The sequence below is a fragment of the Rhodocyclaceae bacterium genome, from assembly GCA_020248265.1.
Taxonomy (GTDB): Bacteria; Pseudomonadota; Gammaproteobacteria; order Burkholderiales; family CAIKXV01; genus CAIKXV01.
Genome location: JADCHX010000026.1, coordinates 12,536 through 29,904, shown reverse-complemented (window position 1 = coordinate 29,904; position 17,369 = coordinate 12,536). Strand labels below are relative to the sequence as shown.

The following is a 17,369-nucleotide window of genomic DNA, read 5'->3' as shown; positions in this document are numbered from 1 at the left end:
GACGCCTGCGTACGCTACAGGATCCGCCCGAACCACAGCATCGACAGCCCGGCTGCGATCGCCATCGACAGCGCGCCGATGGCGACGAACAGCGCGGTGACCTCGGTCAGGGTCGCCCGGTCGAAGGTCAGCGACCGCGACAGGCCACGGTAGATCTCGCTCAGAGCCTTCGCATCGGCTGCGCGGAAGTACTCGCCTTCGGTCGCCTCGGCGATCTTCTTCAGCGCCGGCTCGTCCAGCCGCACCCGCATCGACCAGCCCTCGGCCGACAGCGTGATTCCCTCCGGCGTACCCATCCCGACAGTGAAGATGCGCACCCCGCGTTCGGCGGCCAGCTGCACCACCTTCATCACCTCCGGGCCGGTGTTGCTCTGTCCGTCGGACAGCAGCACGATCGCCGCCTGCCTGTTCGACCCCGGCTCGACCGGCTCGAAGGCGTCCGCATTCTTCTGCCCGCCGAGCGCCTTGCCCGGTGGCGGGTCGCCGGGCCGAGGCCCGTTGATGATCTCGTCGGTGTTGATGCCCGAATGCGGCAGCAGCGTCACCAGCGAAATCAGCAGCCCGCTGCCGATCGCGGTGCCGCGCTGCAGCTGGATCCGCTCGAGCGCCTGCCCCAGTTCTTCGCGGTTGCGGGTCGGGGCCTGGGCCAGGGCGGCCGTGCCGGCGACCGCCACGATGCCGATCTTCACGTGCGCTGGCTGGTCGGCGATGAATGCCTTTGCTGCGTCCTGTGCTGCAGCAATCCGGTTCGGCTTCAGATCGGTCGCGCGCATGCTGCCGGAGACGTCCATCGCCAGGATCACCGTTTCCATCCGCGTCGGCAGCGGCACGATCGCCTGCGGACGCGCGATGGCCAGCACCAGTGCGGTCATCGCCGCGATCCAGAACAGCCGCGGCACGCGCGCGCGCCAGCGCCCGGCCGTGAGGCTTGCGCCGTCCGCATCGACCGGCTCCAGCATCGACCAGGCCGAGGCTGCCGCGCGCCGGCGCCGGTCGAGCCGGTTGTACGCCGCCGCCAGCAGCGGCACGAGCAGCAGCAGCCACAGCATCCGCGGCCACTGGAAGGTCAGCCAGCCACCGGCGCCAGCGCCGGACAGCCAGGCGGGCAGCCAGGCCGAAAGATCAGGCATGCGACTGCGCCGGTCGTGTACGCCGCGCCGTCCGGTTCGCCACGCTGCCGGCGGCGAGCTGGCTGCGCCGCTTGCGCGCGTCGACGAAGCGCAGCAGGGCCTCGTCGATCGCCTCGCCGGTGGCCAGCTCCAGGCAGTCGATCCCGAGCTGCGACAGGGTGTCGCGCAGTGCCGTCTCGCGCGCCGCCGCCACCTGCGCGAAGCGGCGGCGGAAGGCCTTGTCGTGGGTGTCCACGTACAGCTGTTCGCCGGTTTCGGCATCCTGCATCACGATCAGCCCGAGGTCGGGCAGCGCCCGCTCGAGCGGATCGAACAGCCGCACCGCCACCACTTCGTGGCGCCGCAAGAGCAGGTCGAGCGCGTTCGGCCACGCGTCCTCGCTGATGAAATCCGACACCAGGAACACCACCGAGCGGCGCCGGATGCCCTGCTGCGCATGCCGGATCAGCTGCGCCAGGTCGGTACGCACCCCGGCTGCGGGCAGCGGCGGCGTGGCCGACATCAGCCGGTCGATCAGGTGCAGGACATGCCGCCGGCCGCTGCGCGCCGGCAGGACGGATATCGATCCATCGTCGGCGCCAGCTCCGGCATGGATCATCGCGCCGACCCGGTTGCCGTAACGAGCCAGCAGCCGGGCCATGGCACCAGTGAATTCGGCAGAGAGCAGGCGCTTACGTACACCGGTCGATCCGAAGTCGACCGACCCGCTCAGGTCGAGCAGGAACCAGGCGTCGACCTGCCGGTCCTCCTGGAACTCGCGCACATGCGGCACCTGCATCCGCGCCGTCACGTTCCAGTCGATATGCCGCACATCGTCCTGCGGGTGGTATTCGCGCAGGTCGGCGAGGTCCAGCCCGAAGCCGCGGAACAGCGTCCGGTAGTCACCCTGCAGCAGCCCGTCCAGCCGCCGCAGCACCGTCCACTCGAGCCGCCGCATCAGGGCCTCCGGCGAGCCGTCTGCCGAAACAGGCCCGGCGGCGGCCTCGGGCGGATCAGGGTTGCGTCGGAGCCAGCTGAACATGGGTGGCCAGCGGCCGGTCGGGCGCCGGGATCGCCTTGAGGATCGTCATCACCAGTTCGTCGGCACTGACGCCGTCGGCCAGGGCTTCGTAGGACAGCGTCAGGCGGTGCCGGAGCACGTCCGGCACGAGGTCGATCACGTCCTCGGGCAACACGTAGTCGCGGCCGCGCATGAAAGCAAGTGCTCGCCCGCCCTCGATCAGGCCGATCGTCGCGCGCGGGCTGGCGCCGAAGGTGATGTAGCGGCCGAGGTCCGGCAGGCCGTACTTGTCCGGCCGGCGCGTGGCTGCCACCAGCTTCACCGCGTACGAGAGGATGCCGGGGTCGACATACCCCGTGCGGCAGCGGGCCTGCAACGCCCGCAGCTGCCCGGTCGAGGCGACCGCTGCGACCGCGACCGCCGGCCCGGTCACCCGCTCGGCGATCACGAACTCCTCTTCCTCGGAGGGGTAGTCGACCAGAACCTTCATCATGAAGCGGTCGACCTGCGCCTCCGGCAGCGGATAGGTGCCCTCCGTCTCGATCGGGTTCTGGGTGGCCATCACCAGGAACGGCTGCGGCACCGGGTGCGACTCGCCGGCGATCGTCACCTGCCGTTCCTGCATCACTTCGAGCAGCGCACTCTGCACCTTGGCCGGCGCGCGGTTGATCTCGTCGGCCAGCAGCAGGTTGCAGAACACCGGCCCGAGCACGGTGCTGAACTCGCCAGACTTCTGGTTGTACATGCGGGTGCCGATCAGGTCGGCCGGCAGCAGGTCGGGCGTGAACTGGATGCGCTTGAACGACCCGCGCACCGTCTTCGCCAGCGTGTTCACGGTCAGCGTCTTGGCCAGCCCCGGCACGCCCTCGACCAGCAGATGGCCCTGCGCGAGGATCGCCACCAGCACCCGCTCGAGGAAGTGGTCCTGCCCGACGACCACCCGCTTCACCTCGAACAGCACGCGCTCCATCAGCGCTGCGGTGTCCTCCCCGCGCCCGAAATCGCTGCCCGAGCCTTCCGTCGCCACGTCATCCATGCCGTCCACCTTCCCCGTCTGGCTGGTGCATCCTCAGAATGGCGGGATACCGACCGCCCCGCCTGCTGCCTCGATCGTCGTCGCAAAGCCGATGCCGATGAAGGTCCCGGCGCCGTTCGGGCTCAGGATCGCGGTCACGATGCCGACGACTTCGCCCTCCATCGTGACCAGCGGCCCGCCCGAGTTGCCCGGGTTGGCCGCCGCGTCGAACTGGATCAGCCGCGTAAGTACGCGCTTACCTTTGGGCGACAGGAACTGTCGGTTCAGGCCGGACACCACGCCGGCCGAGACCGACGGGCCGATGCCGAACGGAAAGCCGACCGCCACCACCTCGTCGCCCGGGCGCAGGTTCGCGCTCGAACCGAGCGTCGCCGCCGGCAGGTCGTCCGGGATCTTCTTCGCCTTCAGTACCGCGAGATCGTTCTCCGGCCAGGCCCTGACCAGCGCCGCCTCGGACTCCGACCCGTCGTGGAACATCACCGTGATCCGCTTCGACCCGGCGACCACATGCAGGTTGGTCAGGATCACCCCGTCGTCGACGACAACCACGCCGGACCCGGTGCTGCGTCCCTCGCTCGACGGCGCCCCACCGCCCGGCCCGCGCTCGGACCGGGCGGCGCCGCTCTTCGATTCATCGCCCGGCCCGCTCGCTGCCGGCGCGGCCTCGTCCGGGTAGCCGGTCACCCGCACGATCGACTGCCGCACTGTCTCGGCCGCCTTCGCCGCGCGCGACGGAATCGGCTTCGTGTCGAGCGTGTGCAGCACCGCCCGATCGATATCGTCCTGGGTCAGTACCCGCGCTGGCGCCTGCAGCGCATCGCGGGCGATCATCACGGCCAGCGCGATCAGCACCCCGGCCAGCACCAGACCGGTACGCTCGTATCGGGCAAACCCGCGCGCGACCCGCCCGCGCAGGCCGCCCATCCTGCCTGCCCCGCCGGGCCGGCCCGCCGGTGCGGATGCCAGTGTCGGCGCCGGCGCGCCTGCAGACGCCTGTTTGCTACCCGCCGCCTGCGCATCCGCCTTCCCGGCGATCCCACGGGAGCGGTCAGCGCTGCTGTAGAGGCCGGTACGTCGCATCGGCGCGTCCAGTGAGTCTTGCGAGAAAAGACGGTATCACGTCGCCCGGCCGCCGGACCATCCCGCCCGGGCATCCACCAACTTCCGGCGTGGCGGCCTGCAGTGCTATAAGCGAGGGGCGTACCAGCCCCGCGCGCAGTCTGGCAAAAGTCTGTCCCCGTTCCGTCGCCCCTGCGCTGCCGTTCGCGGAGATCCGATGCGTTTTCTCTGGCCTGACCTGCTGTGGTTCACCCTCCTGGTGCCAGCACTGGTCGGTGCATATATGTATGCACTGCGCCGGCGTCGGCGCGGCGCGGTGCGCTATGCCAGCCTGTCGCTGGTGCGCGGCGCACTCGGGCCGGGCCAGCAGTGGCGCCGCCACCTGCCGCCCGCGCTGCTGCTTGCCGGCTTCGCCCTCGCGCTGATCGCGATGGCGCGCCCGATGGCGACCGTGACGCTGCCCTCGGACTTCACCACCCTGGTGCTGGCGATCGATGTCTCGCGCAGCATGCGCGCCGCCGATGTGGCACCCGACCGCATCACCGCCGCACAGGACGCGGCGAAGGCCTTCATCGAGAGCCTGCCGCGCAACGTGCGCCTGGGCATCGCGACCTTCGCCGGTACCGCCGCGGTGGTGCAGGCGCCGACCGAGAACCGCGAAGACATGATCGCTGCGATCGACCGCTTCGAACTGCAGCGCGGCACCGCTACCGGCAGCGGCCTGCTGGTCGCGCTGTCGATCCTGTTCCCGGACGACGGCATCGACGTCGAATCCGCGGTGTTCGGCGCCGGCTTTTCGCGCAACAACCCGCAGGGTGGCACCAGCGCCAGCGGCGGCGCCTCGCTCGACCGCAAGGCGGCCCCGCCGCCGAAGGCCCCGAAGCGGCCGATGCCGGTCGGCTCGTACAAGCGCGGCGCGATCATCCTGATGTCCGACGGGCGCCGCACCACTGGCCCCGACCCGATCGAGGCTGCGAAGCTCGCCGCCGAGCGCGGCGTGAAGGTGCATACCGTCGCCTTCGGCAGCAAGGACGGCGCGCCGATCTCGCTCGGCACCTGGTCGTTCTATGCGATGGTCGACGAAGAGACGCTGAAGCAGGTCGCGAAGATCACCGGCGGCCAGTTCTTCACGGCCTCGAGCGGCGACGAGCTGAAGAAGATCTACGAGAACCTCGGTACCGAGTTCGCGCTCGAGCGGCGCGACACCGAAGTCGGCGCGCTGTTTGCTGTGGTTTCGCTGCTGCTGCTGGTGCTGTCGGGTGCGCTGTCGGTGCTGTGGTTCCACCGGCCGCGCCCGGCGGGGTCACCTGCACGGCGCGCGAATGTTGACAAGTCGATGAACGCGCGCGCATCTTGAGACGCTATCCAGCGACGATTCCAGGCGCATCCATTGGACAAGCAGTCTCACCCCGGTACAGCGGCGCACAGCCACGGCCAATCGCGGCAGGTTGGCATCGCCGGCCTCGGCCTGATCGGCACTTCGCTGGCAAGGCGGCTGCTCGCCGCAGGCTTCACTGTCTGCGGCTACGACATTCAGGCCGAGCGCCGCGCCCTTCTGGCAGAACTCGGCGGGCAGCCGGTCGATGCGGCCGCAGCCCTGGGCGAGCGCTGCGGCACGCTCGTGATCGCCGTGCTGAGTACCGATCAGGTCGAAGCAGTCATCGACACGGTGCACCTGCGGCCTGGCAGCCTCGTGATCTGCACCAGCACCTGCGACCCCGACCGCATCGAAGCACTGGCGAGCCGCCTTGCGCCCGACGGCATCCGCTTCGTCGAGATGCCGCTGTCGGGCAACAGCGACCAGATCGCACTCGGCAACGGCGTCGGGCTGATCGGCGGTGCGGCTGCGGATGTCGCAGCGGCCAGCGACGTCATCGCCGCGCTGTGTGCGCGTTACTTCCACCTCGGCGCTGTCGGCGCCGGTGGTCGGGCCAAGCTGGCGGTGAACCTCATCGGCGGGCTGAACCGTGCGGTGCTTGCCGAGGGCCTGGCCTTCGCCGAATCGATGGGCCTCGAGCTGGTTCCGCTGCTCGAGGTGCTGAAGGCATCTGCAGCCTACTCGCGCACGATGGACAACCGTGGCATCAAGATGGCGAACAGCGACTTCACGCCGCACGCCAAGGTCGCCCAGTCACGCAAGGACTTCGCGCTGATGCACGAAGCGGCGCGGCGCTGCGGCCAGGAGTTGCCATTGGCGAGCGTCTATCTCGAACTGATCGAGAACTGCCTCGCACAGGGCGAGGGCGATCTCGACAATTCGGCCATCATCAGTGAGCTGAGACGGCGCCGGCGCCGCGATTGATTGAGGGGGGCAGGATGCGTGCACACCTGGTGGGTACTGCGATGGTTCCAGTCAACGCCGCGTGTACCGCGGTCGCGGCATGGACGGTCACGGTGCTCTTTGCGATGCCCCCGATGAGCGGGCCTGCCCATGCCCAGGTCGATGCGTTCCCGGCCAAGCCGATCCGACTGGTGATTCCGTTTCCACCCGGGGGAAACGTCGACGTCCTCGGCCGGGTGATCGGACGCCAGATGGAAGAGCAGCTGGGCGTGCCGGTCCTGATCGACAACCGGGGTGGCGCCAACGGCATCAACGGGACCGACCTCGTCGCCAAGTCGCAACCCAACGGCTACACCATCCTGAGCACGCCGTTCACCTTTGCCGTCAACCACAGTCTGTACCGGAAGCTGCCCTACGACACCCTCAAGGACTTCTCCCCGATCACCAACCATATCGTCGGTGCAGGCTATGTCATGGTCATCAACGCGGCCCTGCCCGTGAAGTCGGTGCAGGAACTCATTGCCCACGCCAGGACCCGCACAGACCCGCTGCGCTTCAGTTCCGCGGGAGTCGGCAATGGCCAGCACCTCGCGGCCGAGCTGTTCGCGTTGCGCGCCGGCATCCGCATGCTGCACGTGCCCTACAAGGGCGGTGGCCCGGCGCTCGCCGCAGTAGTCAGTGGGGAAACGCACGTACAGTTCCCGTCCGCCGCGCCCGCCGCACCTTTCATACAGGCGGGCAAGATAAGGGCCCTCGGGTTCACCGGCGCTGCACGGGTGACGTCCCTGCCGGATGTACCGACGATCGCCGAGGCTGGCCTCGCAGGCTTCGAATTCGATGCGGGATGGCACGGCTGGCTGGCCCCTGCTGGCACGCCGAAGGCAGTCGTCGATCGTCTGTTCACGGAACTGCGCAAGGCGGTCGCCACGCCGAAGCTGCGCGACTACCTCGTGGGTGCCGGCTACGAATCGCGTGCCGAGAGTCCGGCTGCATTCCGCAAGATCATCGAGCGCGATATCGAGCGATACGCGGAGATCCTGCGCGCGGCGAAGGTCGAGCCGCAGTGAGCATGCCGCGATGCCAGTGATCATCGGGCGCATCGAACCGATCGCGGTCCACCTGCCGCTCGCGCAGCCACTGAAGCGCGCCACCGGCACGACCACGACCGCCGACAACCTGCTGGTGCGCGTCGAGGCGGGCGCAGTCGTCGGCTGGGGGGAGGCCGCAGCCGCGCCGGCGATGACTGGCGAACTGCTGCCCGGCATGGTCGACGCCGTGCGTTTCGTGGCGCCGCTGCTCGAGGGCCGATCGCTCGACGATATCGAGGGCGCCGTTGCCTGCATGGCGCAGGCGCTCTACGGCAATCCCGGCGTGAAGGCGGCCATCGAAGTGGCGTTGTACGACGCGCTGGGAAAGGTGCGGGGCCAGCCCGTCCATGCCTTGCTCGGCAGCGGTCGCCGGGACAGCATACCGGTGCTGCGCTACATCGCTTCCGGCAATACCGATACCGACATCGCCGATGCGGCAAGGCTGCGGGCCGACGGCTGCGTGGCGTTCAAGCTGAAGGTCGGTGCCCGGCAACTGCACGAGGATATCGAGCGCACGCGCGCCGTATGCGCCGTCCTTGGAAAGTCGCTCGCCGACGCGGAGCCTGCCAGGCCCGGGACCGGCGGTGCAGGGTCTGGGTTACTGGTCTGCGCGGACGCAAACCAGGGCTGGACCGAGGCGAATGCGGTGGAATACGTACGCGCGATCAGCGCGACCAGCGTGCTCGACTTCCTCGAGCAGCCGGTGCACGGCGACGACCTCGCCGCCATGGCACGCGTCGCTGCGGCCAGCCCGATCGCGATCGGCTGCGACGAAGGCCTGCGCAGTGCGCGCGACCTGCGCGACCACCAGGCGATCGGTGCAGCGGCCGGGGCCAGCCTGAAGCTCGGCAAGCTCGGCGGACTGCTGGCCACCCGGCGGATGGCGCTGCTGTGCGACAGCCTCGGCATGAAGGTAAACCTCGCGTGCAAGATCGCGGAGGCCGGCGTGGGCACTGCGGCCCTGCTGCACCTTGCCGCGGCGATCCCGTCGCTGCAATGGGGGGTGGCGCTGACCAGTACCTACCTGAGGGACGACATCCTCGTGCAGCCGCTGCAGTATGCGAACGGGCATGTGCAGGTGCCTCGGGGTCCAGGGCTTGGGGTCGAGGTGGACGAGGAACGGGTACGGGCCTTCGCCGCCTGATCCCCGTTCCGCCAGAGCCGTGCTGCGGCGACTCCACGGCCGACGGTGCGGTCGTGGAGCACCGACTGCAACGCCTTCAGTCAGGCCGGATATTGGCCTCGCGCCCGATGCGGCGATACAGCTCGATATCTTCGCGCATGAACGTCGCGAAGGCCGCAGGCGTCTCGAAATGCACCGCGATCCCCTGGGTTGCGAGTTTCGCCTTGACGTCGTCGCGGCCGGACATCTTCTGCAGCGCGTTGCCGAGCGCCACCAGCACCGTCTTCGGCGTGCGCTGAGGCGTCAGGATACCGTACCACTGGGTCATCTCGAGCCCGGGCATGCCCGCTTCGGCGGTGGTCGGCATGTTCGGTGCGAGCGGGTGGCGCTGCTTTGCAGCCATCGCCAGGCCGCGCATCCGGCCCGAGCGCATGTGCGGATCGGCGTTGATCATGTTGAGGACCATCATGTGGACCTCGCCTGCGACCAGCGCGGCCACGGCACCGCCACCGCTCTTGTACGGCACGTGGATCACCTTGGTGCCCGCCAGCGAGTTGAACAGCTCGCCGCCGAAATGCGTGGTACCTGCAGTGCCGCCAGAACCGAAGTTGAACTTGCCCGGGTTCGCCTTCGTCAGCGCAACCAGTTCCATCAGCGTCTTCACCGGGACCGACGGATGCACGACCACGGCGTTGTCGACCAGGCCGACACGGCTGATCGGGATGAAATCCTTCAGCAGGTCGTACGGCACCTTGTCGCGCAGCGCGGTGGAAATCGTATGGTTGTTCCCGAGCATGCCGATCGTGTAGCCGTCGGGCGTCGCGCGAGCCAGGATGTCTGCCCCGATCATGCCGCTCGCCCCTGCACGGTTGTCGATCACGAGCTGCTGGCCCATGTCTTCGCCGAGGTACTGGGACACCACCCGGGCGACCGGATCGTAGGACCCACCGACCGCGAAGGGCACGATCAGTCGGATCGGGCGGTCAGGGTACTTCTGGGCCGCTGCGGGTGTCGCCGCCACCACGCTGCTGGAAAGCAGCAAGCCGGCCGCCAGCCGGATCGTCGGACTTTCGAACACGGACTCCTCCTGTGCGGCTGCACCACTGCGGGAGGTCACTGCCCGGCATGCCGGGCGCGACCTTTCTCAGCGCATGATCTTGCCCGCGGCCCGGGACAGGGTCAAGCGTCGAGCTTGAGCAGTCTTCCGGCCGTGCCGCGAAGGATCATCGTGCGGTCACTGTCGCTCAGGCCCGGAACCTCCATCAGCGATTCGATCGGCTGCGCCAGTCCCATCTTGAAGCAGTAGTCGCTGCCAATCATCACCCGGTCGGGTCCTACTGTATCGAACAGGAATCGCAGCACCGCGGGCGAGTGGCCGATCGTGTCGTAGTGGAACCGTCGCAGGTAGGTGCTTGGCGGGTTGGGCAGGTGCAGGCAGGCTGCGTGGTAACCGTGTCCACGGTCCATGCGCGGTGCGATCAGCGGCAGCGCGCCGCCAGCATGCGGCAGGCAGACCTCGAGTTGCGGAAAGGTGTCGAGCACGCCACCGAAGATCAGGTGCCCGGCGGCCAGTGCATTCTCGAAGGGATTGCCGAGGAGATTGCGGAAGAAGTAGGGCTCGAGGCGATCGAACCCGACCTGCCGCACCGGATGCAGGAACAGCGGCAATCCGAGCGCCTGGATGCGCTCGTACACCGGGAACAGGCTGCGGTCCGACAACTCCTGCCGACCGGTATTGGTGCCGAAGTAGACACCGCGGATGCCCGGCAGCGCGGCGGCGCGTTGCAGTTCTTCGATTGCACGCTCGGGATGGTTCAACGGCAGCGTCGCCAGGCCAACAAGCCGCCCGGGGTGTGCGAGGTGTGCGGCGCTCGCAGCGTCGTTGAAGGCGCGGGCGAGGGCTGTCGCAAAGTCCGCGTCGTCGAAGTAGGCCATCGGCTGGGTGAGCGACAGCGCCTGCCATTGCACGCCCTGCCGGTCCATCGCTGCCAGCCGCAGCGAGAGGTCGGTGAATTCCGGCGTGATCGGCCCGGACGGGATGTCTCCGGGCACGTGGATGAGCGGGCCGGCGGCACCAGGTTCGTAACGGGCACCGTGGCGCAAGCCGTCGTCGATGAACAGCCGTACGTAGGCTTCGGGGTAGTAGTGGGCGTGGATATCGACGGTGCCAGAGGTGTCCATTACATCTCCGTTGCGGGGGTTGTCGCGGTAGGAGACAGCAAGCTGCGGCTGTCGTCAATTCGCTACAGGATCCGCCCTCTTACCCAGGTCACCACCACCTCGGCCACGATCACCACCGCGAAGATCGCCAGCAGCACCACCGCCACCCGGTCCCACTGAAACAGGTTCATCGCGGTGTTGAGGGCCACGCCGATGCCACCGGCGCCGACCAGCCCGAGCACGGCCGACTCGCGCACGTTGATATCCCAGCGCAGCAGCACCAGCGCCCAGAACGCCGGCTTCACCTGCGGCCAGTAGCCGAACACCAGCAGGCTCGGCCAGGGCGCGCCGCTCGCCTTCAGCGCCTCGACCGGGCCCCGGTGCGCTTCTTCGAGCGCCTCGCCGAGCAGCTTGCCGACGAAGCCGATCGAGCGGAACGCGATCGCCAGCGTACCGGCCAGCGCGCCGGGGCCGAACACCGCGATGAACAGCAGCGCCCAGACCAGCGAGTTCACCGAGCGGCTGGTCACCAGCGCCAGCTTGGCCAGGGTGTTCACGGTGCGCGATGGCATCACGTTGTTGGCGGCGAGCAGGCCGAGCGGCACCGCCAGCAGCACCGCGATCACCGTGCCGAGCGTCGCCATGTGCAGCGTCTCGACCAGCGCCGCATGCACCGATGCCGGGTAGTGCGCATAGGCCGGCGGCCACATCCGCACGAGCAGGTCCTGCACCTGCGCCGGCGCATCCCACAGGAACTCCGGTATCACCTCGACCGTGCCGAGCGAGAGCACGAAGGCCGCGACCACGAAGAAATACACCGCGAAGCGCGCGAGCCGTTCGCCCGGCGTGAAGCGCTGCCACTCGCGGCGGATGCCCGATCCGGGCAGTGCTGCGCGGTCGGCCTGGTAACTTGCGCCAGTTGCCGGCACTGCGTTGTCGGGGTCAGACCCCATTTTCGGTTCACCCACCGCGCGGCTCCCGTCCATCCCGGGCCACTTCGCCACGCGTCCCATCGCCGAAGATCCGCTTCACCTGGTTCGACAGGATCTCGCACAGGAACACCACCGCGACGATCGCGATCAGGATCGCGCACACCACGTCGTAGTCGAAACGCTGGAACGCGACGAACAGCGGCGCGCCGATACCGCCCGCGCCGACGATGCCGACCATCGTCGAGTTGCGTACGTTCGAATCGAACTGATAGGTCGAGAAGCCGATGAAGCGCGCCGCCACCTGCGGCAGCACGCCGAACACGATCACGTTCATGAACGACGCGCCGGTGGCGCGTACCGCCTCGACCTGCTTGAGCGAGATCTCCTCGATGGCCTCGGCAAAAAGCTTGGCGATGAAGCCGACCGAGGCGATCACCAGCGCCAGGATGCCGGCCAGCGCACCGAAGCCGACCGCCTTCACGAAGATGATCGCCACGATCACCGGATGGAAGGTGCGGCAGAGCGCGATCACCGCCCGCGCCGGCCAGTTCACCCAGGCCGGCATCAGGTTGCGCGCGGCGAGGAAGCCGATCGGCAGCGACAGCACGATGCCGCCGACCGAGGCCAGCACCGCGATCTCCAGGCTTTCCTTCAGCCCCTTGAGCACGGCCTCCCAGCGCGAGAAGTCGGGCGGGAACATGCGGTCGAAGAAGCGCGCGGCCTGCTCCAGCCCGGTGACGAAGCGCGCCCAGGTGAAGTCGAGCAGCGAGGCTGCATATACGACGTAGAGGAGCGCTGCCAGCCAGCCGATGCGCGCGAGCCAGTCAGGCTCGAACGCACGGCGCGGGCCACCTCGCACTGCCTCGCTCACGCGAGCCAGCCCTCGCCACCGTAGATCTGCTTGAGGTGTTCGTCGGTCAGTGCCGTGGCCGGCCCGTCGAACACCACGCGTCCGCCCGACATGCCGATGATGCGGGACGCGAAGCGGCGCGCGAGCTCGACATCGTGCATGTTCACGATCACCGGGATGCCGCGCTGCGCGCACAGCCCGCGCATCAGCTCCATCACCTCGACCGAGGTCTTCGGGTCGAGCGACGAGGTCGGCTCATCGGCCAGCAGCAGTCGCGGTTGCTGCATCAGCGCGCGCGCGATGCCCACCCGCTGCCGCTGCCCGCCAGACAGCGCATCGGCGCGTACCTTCGCGAAGTCCGCCAGCCCGACCGCCTCGAGCAGTTCGAACGCACGGTCGATGTCTGCCTGCGGAAAGCGCCGCAGCCACGCCCGCAGCGCACCGACATGGCCGAGGCGCCCGCACAGCAGGTTCTCGATCACGGTCAGGCGTTCGACCAGGTTGTATTCCTGGAACACCATGCCGATACGCCGGCGCGCCAGCCGCAGCGACCGGCCGCGCAGCGCGGTCAGGTCTTCGCCGTCGAGCAGCACCTGCCCGCCCGACGGCTCGACCAGCCGGTTCACGCAGCGGATCAGCGTGCTCTTGCCGGTGCCCGACGGGCCGATGATCGCGGTGAGCCCGGTGCCGGCGATCGACAGGTCGAGCGCGTGCAGCACCGGCTTGCCGCGCACATACGACTTCTGCAGCCCGCGCAGCTCGAGGGCTGCGACGGGCGCAATGTCACCCGCAGCACCGACCCCCGCACCGGCCCCCGCGATAGCCTCGCTCAACACCCCCTCACTTCGGCGCCGCCTTGGCCGCGGCTGCCTTCTGCCGCGCCGCCTCTTCCCGCTTGGCCAGCGCATCGAAGGCCTGGCTGCCGAACGACTCGCCGCTGGCTTCGGCTACCCGGCGTACGTCGGCCCATTCCTTCGCATAGGTGACCGGCACGAAACGGTCGGCGCCGTCGAACGCCTTCTGCATCGGCTCCGGGAAGCGGAAGTCGTAGAAGCACTTCAGCATCTGGTCGCGGAACTTCGGCTCCAGGTCGTGCGCGTAGGCGAACGACGAGGTCGGGAACGGATTGCTCTGCCAGATCACCCGGAACTCGCTCTCCTTGATCACGCCGCGGTCGGCCATTCGCTCGTAGACGTCAGAGGCGACCGGAGCCGCATCGAAGTCGCCCGAACGTACGCCCAGCACCGAACGGTCATGGCCGCCGGAGAACTGCACCTTGTAGTCCTTGTCCGGGGTGATGCCCAGCGCCGGGAACAGCGCGCGCGGTGCCAGGTTGCCCGAGTTGGACGACGGCGAGGTGTGCGCGATGCGCTTGCCCTTCAGGTCGGCCATGGTCTTGATCGGGCTGTCGGCGCGCACCAGCAGCAACAGCCGGTAGTTCTGGAAGCCCTTGGCATCGCCCTTTACCGCGAACGGCACCGCACCGGCCAGGTTCACCGCGAACGCGGTCGGCCCGGTCGAGAAGCCGCCCACATGCAGCCGGCCCGAGCGCATCGCCTCTACCTGCGCCGCATTGCTCTGCACCTGGAAGAACACCACCCGCTTGCCGGTGCACTTGCCCAGGTAGTCAGTGAACGGACGGAACACACCCTCGTAGACGGCGGGGTCTTCCACCGGGGTATAGGTGAAGACGATGGTGTTCGGCGTGCGCAGCCGCTTCGGGTCGGTCGGCGTGTCGGCGACCAGGTCCTTGTTCGCATCGCAGTAGTTCGCGTCGAGTTCGCCGCGGAACGGACAGTCGGGCTGGGCGAGGGCGGCCGGGGCGGTGGCCAGCATCGGGAACAGCAGGGCGCCGAGCAGGGCGGTGAAGACCGAGGTGCGGAGCAGGGCGCGGCGCAGCAGGCCGGCGCGGGCGGGCGGGGTCATGCGATTCCTCCTGAGTGGGATCCGGTCGCGCTGCAGATGGCGCGCGGCGTAGCTTATAACGTTCGACTTCCCTCGAGGGTGTTGGCATTGTCTCCAATATGAAGGCGCTGGAACGCGTACGCACCCGGGTTAACCTGTCGGGCACTCCCTTCGCGGAACTGGTGCTGTGGCGTCTCCCGGTGCCGCTCTCCGGCTGCACCCACCGCTTCAAGTACCGCCCCGACATCGAAAGGTGGAATCGTGAAAACGGTAACCCTTGATATCAGATCACCTGCCGTGGCCATGGCCGACTTCACCCAGGCCTGGAAGACCGGCAAGGGCGCGCGTGCGGCGCGGATCAGCTTCGCGGCACCCGAGTTGCTCTGGCAGGTGCTCACCGCTAGACGCTGGGAACTGCTGAAGGCAATGTGTGGCGCTGGCCCGATGTCCATCCGCGAGGCAGCCCGCCGAGTCGATCGTGACGTGAAGGCCGTGCACGGGGATGTCACCGCGTTGATCGAGGCGGGCATCCTGTGCCGGGCTGATGGCGGCGGCATCGAATTCCCCTACGAGGCGGTGAAGGTCGAATTCCTTCTCGAGGCAGCATGAACGTCGTCATCCTCGCTGCCGGACAAGGCAAGCGCATGCGGGCGGGGTCATGCGATTCCTCCTGAATGGGATCCGGTAGCGCTGCGGACGGCGCGCGGCACCGCTTAACCGGGCCGCAAACGGTGTGCTAGCGTCCTGTGATTGCATCTGCTTGCGCGAAACGCTAGCATTACTCGATGAACGCACGGCATCGCAAGACGCTCGCGTCGATCTTTTCTCGCCCGACCCCGGCGTCGATTCCATTCGCCGACATCGAAGCGTTGATCGTTGCGCTGGGCGGCTCGGTGACCGAGCGCGCCGGTTCCCGGGTGAAGATCGTGCTGAAGGAGGGCCATTGGCATTGCCATCGTCCTCACCCCGGCAAGGAGGCGCGTCGCTACCAGGTAGAAGAAGCCCGCGAGCTGCTCATACGCGCAGGAGTCGCACCATGAACACCATGACCTACAAGGGATACACCGCCCGCGTCGAGTTCGACGAGCGCGATGGCATCTTCGTCGGACGCGTCCTCGGGCTGCGCACCATCATCAGCTTCCATGGCGAAACCGTGAAGGAACTGCGCAGCGCGTTCGCGGCATCCGTGGACGAGTTCCTCGCCGACTGCAAGGAAAACGGGCTCCGGCCCGAGAAGCCCGCGTCCGGCAAGCTCATGTTGAGGGTACCGCCTGAAGTGCACGGCGCCGCCCTGGTCGCCGCCCAGGCTGCCGGCAAGAGCCTGAATCAATGGGCATCCGAAGTGCTGGAGGAAGCCGCCCAAGGGTGAATTCTCCTGCAATATCCCCTACGGTCGCCGAATCCCGCATGCTAGATTCTGCAACATGAACGTCGTCATCCTCGCTGCCGGACAAGGCAAGCGCATGCGCTCCGCGCTGCCCAAGGTGCTGCATCCCCTCGGCGGCATCCCGCTGCTGGCCCACGTGATCGAGCAGGCGCGCCAGCTCGACCCGGTGCGCATCGTGGTGGTCTACGGCCACGGCGGCGAGCAGGTGCCCGATGCCCTAAAGGACCAGCCCGATCTCCTGTTCGCGCGCCAGTCCCAGCAGCTCGGCACCGGCCACGCCGTGCAGCAGGCGCTGCCGCACCTCGACCGCGCCCACCCGGTGCTGGTGCTGTACGGCGACGTGCCGCTGACCCGCGCGTCCACGCTCGAGCGGATGCGTCTGGCCGACGACAACCAGGTCAAGCTGCTGACGGTGAAGATCGACGACCCGAAAGGGTATGGACGCATCCTGCGCAACAGCAAGGATGCGGTGATCGGCGTTGTCGAAGAAAAAGACGCGAACGACAGGCAGCGCCAGATCCGCGAAGTGAACACTGGCATCCTGTGCGTGCCCGGCAAGAAGCTGGGCCAGTGGCTGGCCGACATCGACAACGACAACGCCCAGGGCGAGTACTACCTGCCCGACGTGATCCGCCTGGCGGTGGCAGACAAGGTGCCGGTGATCACCGAGCAGCCCGACGAGATCTGGGAGACGCTCGGCGTCAACAGCAAGGCCCAGCTCGCCCAGCTCGAACGCATCCACCAGTTCGAGATCGCGCGTGGCCTGCTCGAGGCCGGCGTCACCCTGCTCGACCCGTCGCGGTTCGACGTGCGCGGCCAGCTCGCCTGCGGCGTCGACGTGACGATCGATGTCGGCTGCGTGTTCGAAGGCACGGTGAAGCTCGCCGACGGCGTGAGCGTCGGCCCGCACTGCGTGATCCGCAACGCGACCATCGGTGCCGGTACCCGCGTCGAGGCGTTCAGCCATATCGACGGCGCGAGCGTCGGCGCCCGCGCGCGCATCGGCCCGTATGCCCGGCTGCGTCCGGATGCGGCGCTGGCCGACGAAGTGCACATCGGCAACTTCGTCGAAGTGAAGGCGAGCACCCTGGGCGCGCGCAGCAAGGCCAACCACCTCGCGTATGTCGGCGACTCGGTGGTCGGGCGCGACGTGAACATCGGCGCCGGCACCATCACCTGCAACTACGATGGCGCGAACAAGCACCGCACGGTGATCGAAGACGACGTGCACATCGGGTCGGACGTGCAGCTCGTCGCGCCGGTGAAGGTGGGCAAGGGCAGCACCGTCGGCGCCGGTACCACGGTGTGGCAGGACGTGCCGTCGGGCGGGCTGGTGGTGAACCCGAAGCAGCAGGAGCATCGGGCGGGGTGGCAGAGGCCGAAGAAGGGGAAGTAGTGGGGCGCAAGGCAGTGTTCTT

At 68.3% G+C, this 17,369-nt stretch carries 18 protein-coding genes; 8 read left to right on the top strand and 10 right to left on the bottom strand.

Going from position 1 to position 17,369, the window contains the following annotated elements; translation table 11 throughout:
- Nucleotides 1-14: 14 nt before the first annotated feature.
- The 4 genes from ING98_20205 to ING98_20190 all read right to left on the bottom strand — a co-directional run bounded on the left by ING98_20205 (nt 15) and on the right by ING98_20190 (nt 4,246).
- Entirely contained in the window at nt 15-1,130 is a 1,116-nt protein-coding gene (locus ING98_20205) for a VWA domain-containing protein (GenBank protein MCA3104200.1), read from the bottom strand.
- A complete protein-coding gene (locus ING98_20200; protein ID MCA3104199.1) occupies nt 1,123-2,151 on the bottom strand; it encodes a DUF58 domain-containing protein in 1,029 nt (342 codons plus the stop codon). The genes ING98_20205 and ING98_20200 overlap by 8 nt, the downstream gene beginning before the upstream one ends.
- Nucleotides 2,123-3,100, bottom strand: a complete 978-nt coding sequence (locus tag ING98_20195; protein MCA3104198.1) for an AAA family ATPase — start codon at nt 3,098-3,100, stop codon at nt 2,123-2,125. The genes ING98_20200 and ING98_20195 overlap by 29 nt, the downstream gene beginning before the upstream one ends.
- Before the next feature lie 99 nt (nt 3,101-3,199).
- The gene (locus ING98_20190) at nt 3,200-4,246 is read right to left on the bottom strand and encodes a trypsin-like peptidase domain-containing protein (GenBank protein MCA3104197.1); all 1,047 of its coding nucleotides are present in this window, start codon (nt 4,244-4,246) and stop codon (nt 3,200-3,202) included.
- Nucleotides 4,247-4,442: 196 nt separating this feature from the next.
- Here ING98_20190 and ING98_20185 point away from each other — a divergent pair, with 196 nt between their 5' ends.
- From ING98_20185 to ING98_20170, 4 genes are read left to right on the top strand one after another with little or no spacing between them, the layout of a single operon-like run.
- A complete protein-coding gene (locus ING98_20185) occupies nt 4,443-5,582 on the top strand; it encodes a VWA domain-containing protein (GenBank protein MCA3104196.1) in 1,140 nt (379 codons plus the stop codon).
- Nucleotides 5,583-5,615: 33 nt separating this feature from the next.
- A complete protein-coding gene (locus ING98_20180; GenBank protein MCA3104195.1) occupies nt 5,616-6,527 on the top strand; it encodes an NAD(P)-dependent oxidoreductase in 912 nt (303 codons plus the stop codon).
- A gap of 14 nt (nt 6,528-6,541) precedes the next feature.
- Nucleotides 6,542-7,573, top strand: a complete 1,032-nt coding sequence (locus tag ING98_20175) for a tripartite tricarboxylate transporter substrate binding protein (GenBank protein ID MCA3104194.1) — start codon at nt 6,542-6,544, stop codon at nt 7,571-7,573.
- A 10-nt stretch (nt 7,574-7,583) separates the two neighbouring features.
- On the top strand, nt 7,584-8,738 hold the full coding sequence (locus ING98_20170; protein MCA3104193.1) for a hypothetical protein: 1,155 nt from the start codon (nt 7,584-7,586) through the stop codon (nt 8,736-8,738).
- Nucleotides 8,739-8,814: 76 nt separating this feature from the next.
- Here ING98_20170 and ING98_20165 read toward each other — a convergent pair whose 3' ends face one another.
- The 6 genes from ING98_20165 to phnD all read right to left on the bottom strand — a co-directional run bounded on the left by ING98_20165 (nt 8,815) and on the right by phnD (nt 14,495).
- Nucleotides 8,815-9,795, bottom strand: a complete 981-nt coding sequence (locus ING98_20165) for a tripartite tricarboxylate transporter substrate binding protein (GenBank protein ID MCA3104192.1) — start codon at nt 9,793-9,795, stop codon at nt 8,815-8,817.
- 101 nt (nt 9,796-9,896) lie between these two features.
- Nucleotides 9,897-10,898: an amidohydrolase gene (locus tag ING98_20160; protein MCA3104191.1), complete on the bottom strand. Its 1,002-nt coding sequence runs from the start codon at nt 10,896-10,898 to the stop codon at nt 9,897-9,899.
- Between the two features lie 62 nt (nt 10,899-10,960).
- A complete protein-coding gene (gene phnE / locus ING98_20155; GenBank protein MCA3104190.1) occupies nt 10,961-11,830 on the bottom strand; it encodes a phosphonate ABC transporter, permease protein PhnE in 870 nt (289 codons plus the stop codon).
- Between the two features lie 7 nt (nt 11,831-11,837).
- On the bottom strand, nt 11,838-12,680 hold the full coding sequence (gene phnE / locus ING98_20150) for a phosphonate ABC transporter, permease protein PhnE (GenBank protein MCA3104189.1): 843 nt from the start codon (nt 12,678-12,680) through the stop codon (nt 11,838-11,840).
- On the bottom strand, nt 12,677-13,567 hold the full coding sequence (phnC, locus tag ING98_20145) for a phosphonate ABC transporter ATP-binding protein (GenBank protein ID MCA3104188.1): 891 nt from the start codon (nt 13,565-13,567) through the stop codon (nt 12,677-12,679). Before phnC ends, phnE (ING98_20150) begins: the two co-directional genes overlap by 4 nt.
- The gene (phnD, locus tag ING98_20140) at nt 13,500-14,495 is read right to left on the bottom strand and encodes a phosphate/phosphite/phosphonate ABC transporter substrate-binding protein (GenBank protein MCA3104187.1); all 996 of its coding nucleotides are present in this window, start codon (nt 14,493-14,495) and stop codon (nt 13,500-13,502) included. The genes phnC and phnD overlap by 68 nt, the downstream gene beginning before the upstream one ends.
- 330 nt (nt 14,496-14,825) lie before the next feature.
- Here phnD and ING98_20135 point away from each other — a divergent pair, with 330 nt between their 5' ends.
- The 4 genes from ING98_20135 to glmU all read left to right on the top strand — a co-directional run bounded on the left by ING98_20135 (nt 14,826) and on the right by glmU (nt 17,347).
- Complete coding sequence (locus tag ING98_20135; protein ID MCA3104186.1) at nt 14,826-15,173, top strand: DNA-binding protein; 348 nt, start codon at nt 14,826-14,828, stop codon at nt 15,171-15,173.
- A gap of 176 nt (nt 15,174-15,349) precedes the next feature.
- The gene (locus ING98_20130; protein ID MCA3104185.1) at nt 15,350-15,604 is read left to right on the top strand and encodes a type II toxin-antitoxin system HicA family toxin; all 255 of its coding nucleotides are present in this window, start codon (nt 15,350-15,352) and stop codon (nt 15,602-15,604) included.
- Complete coding sequence (locus ING98_20125; GenBank protein ID MCA3104184.1) at nt 15,601-15,933, top strand: type II toxin-antitoxin system HicB family antitoxin; 333 nt, start codon at nt 15,601-15,603, stop codon at nt 15,931-15,933. The genes ING98_20130 and ING98_20125 overlap by 4 nt, the downstream gene beginning before the upstream one ends.
- A 55-nt stretch (nt 15,934-15,988) precedes the next feature.
- Nucleotides 15,989-17,347, top strand: coding sequence for a bifunctional UDP-N-acetylglucosamine diphosphorylase/glucosamine-1-phosphate N-acetyltransferase GlmU (gene glmU, locus ING98_20120; GenBank protein MCA3104183.1), 1,359 nt, complete (start codon nt 15,989-15,991; stop codon nt 17,345-17,347).
- Nucleotides 17,348-17,369: the final 22 nt, after the last annotated feature.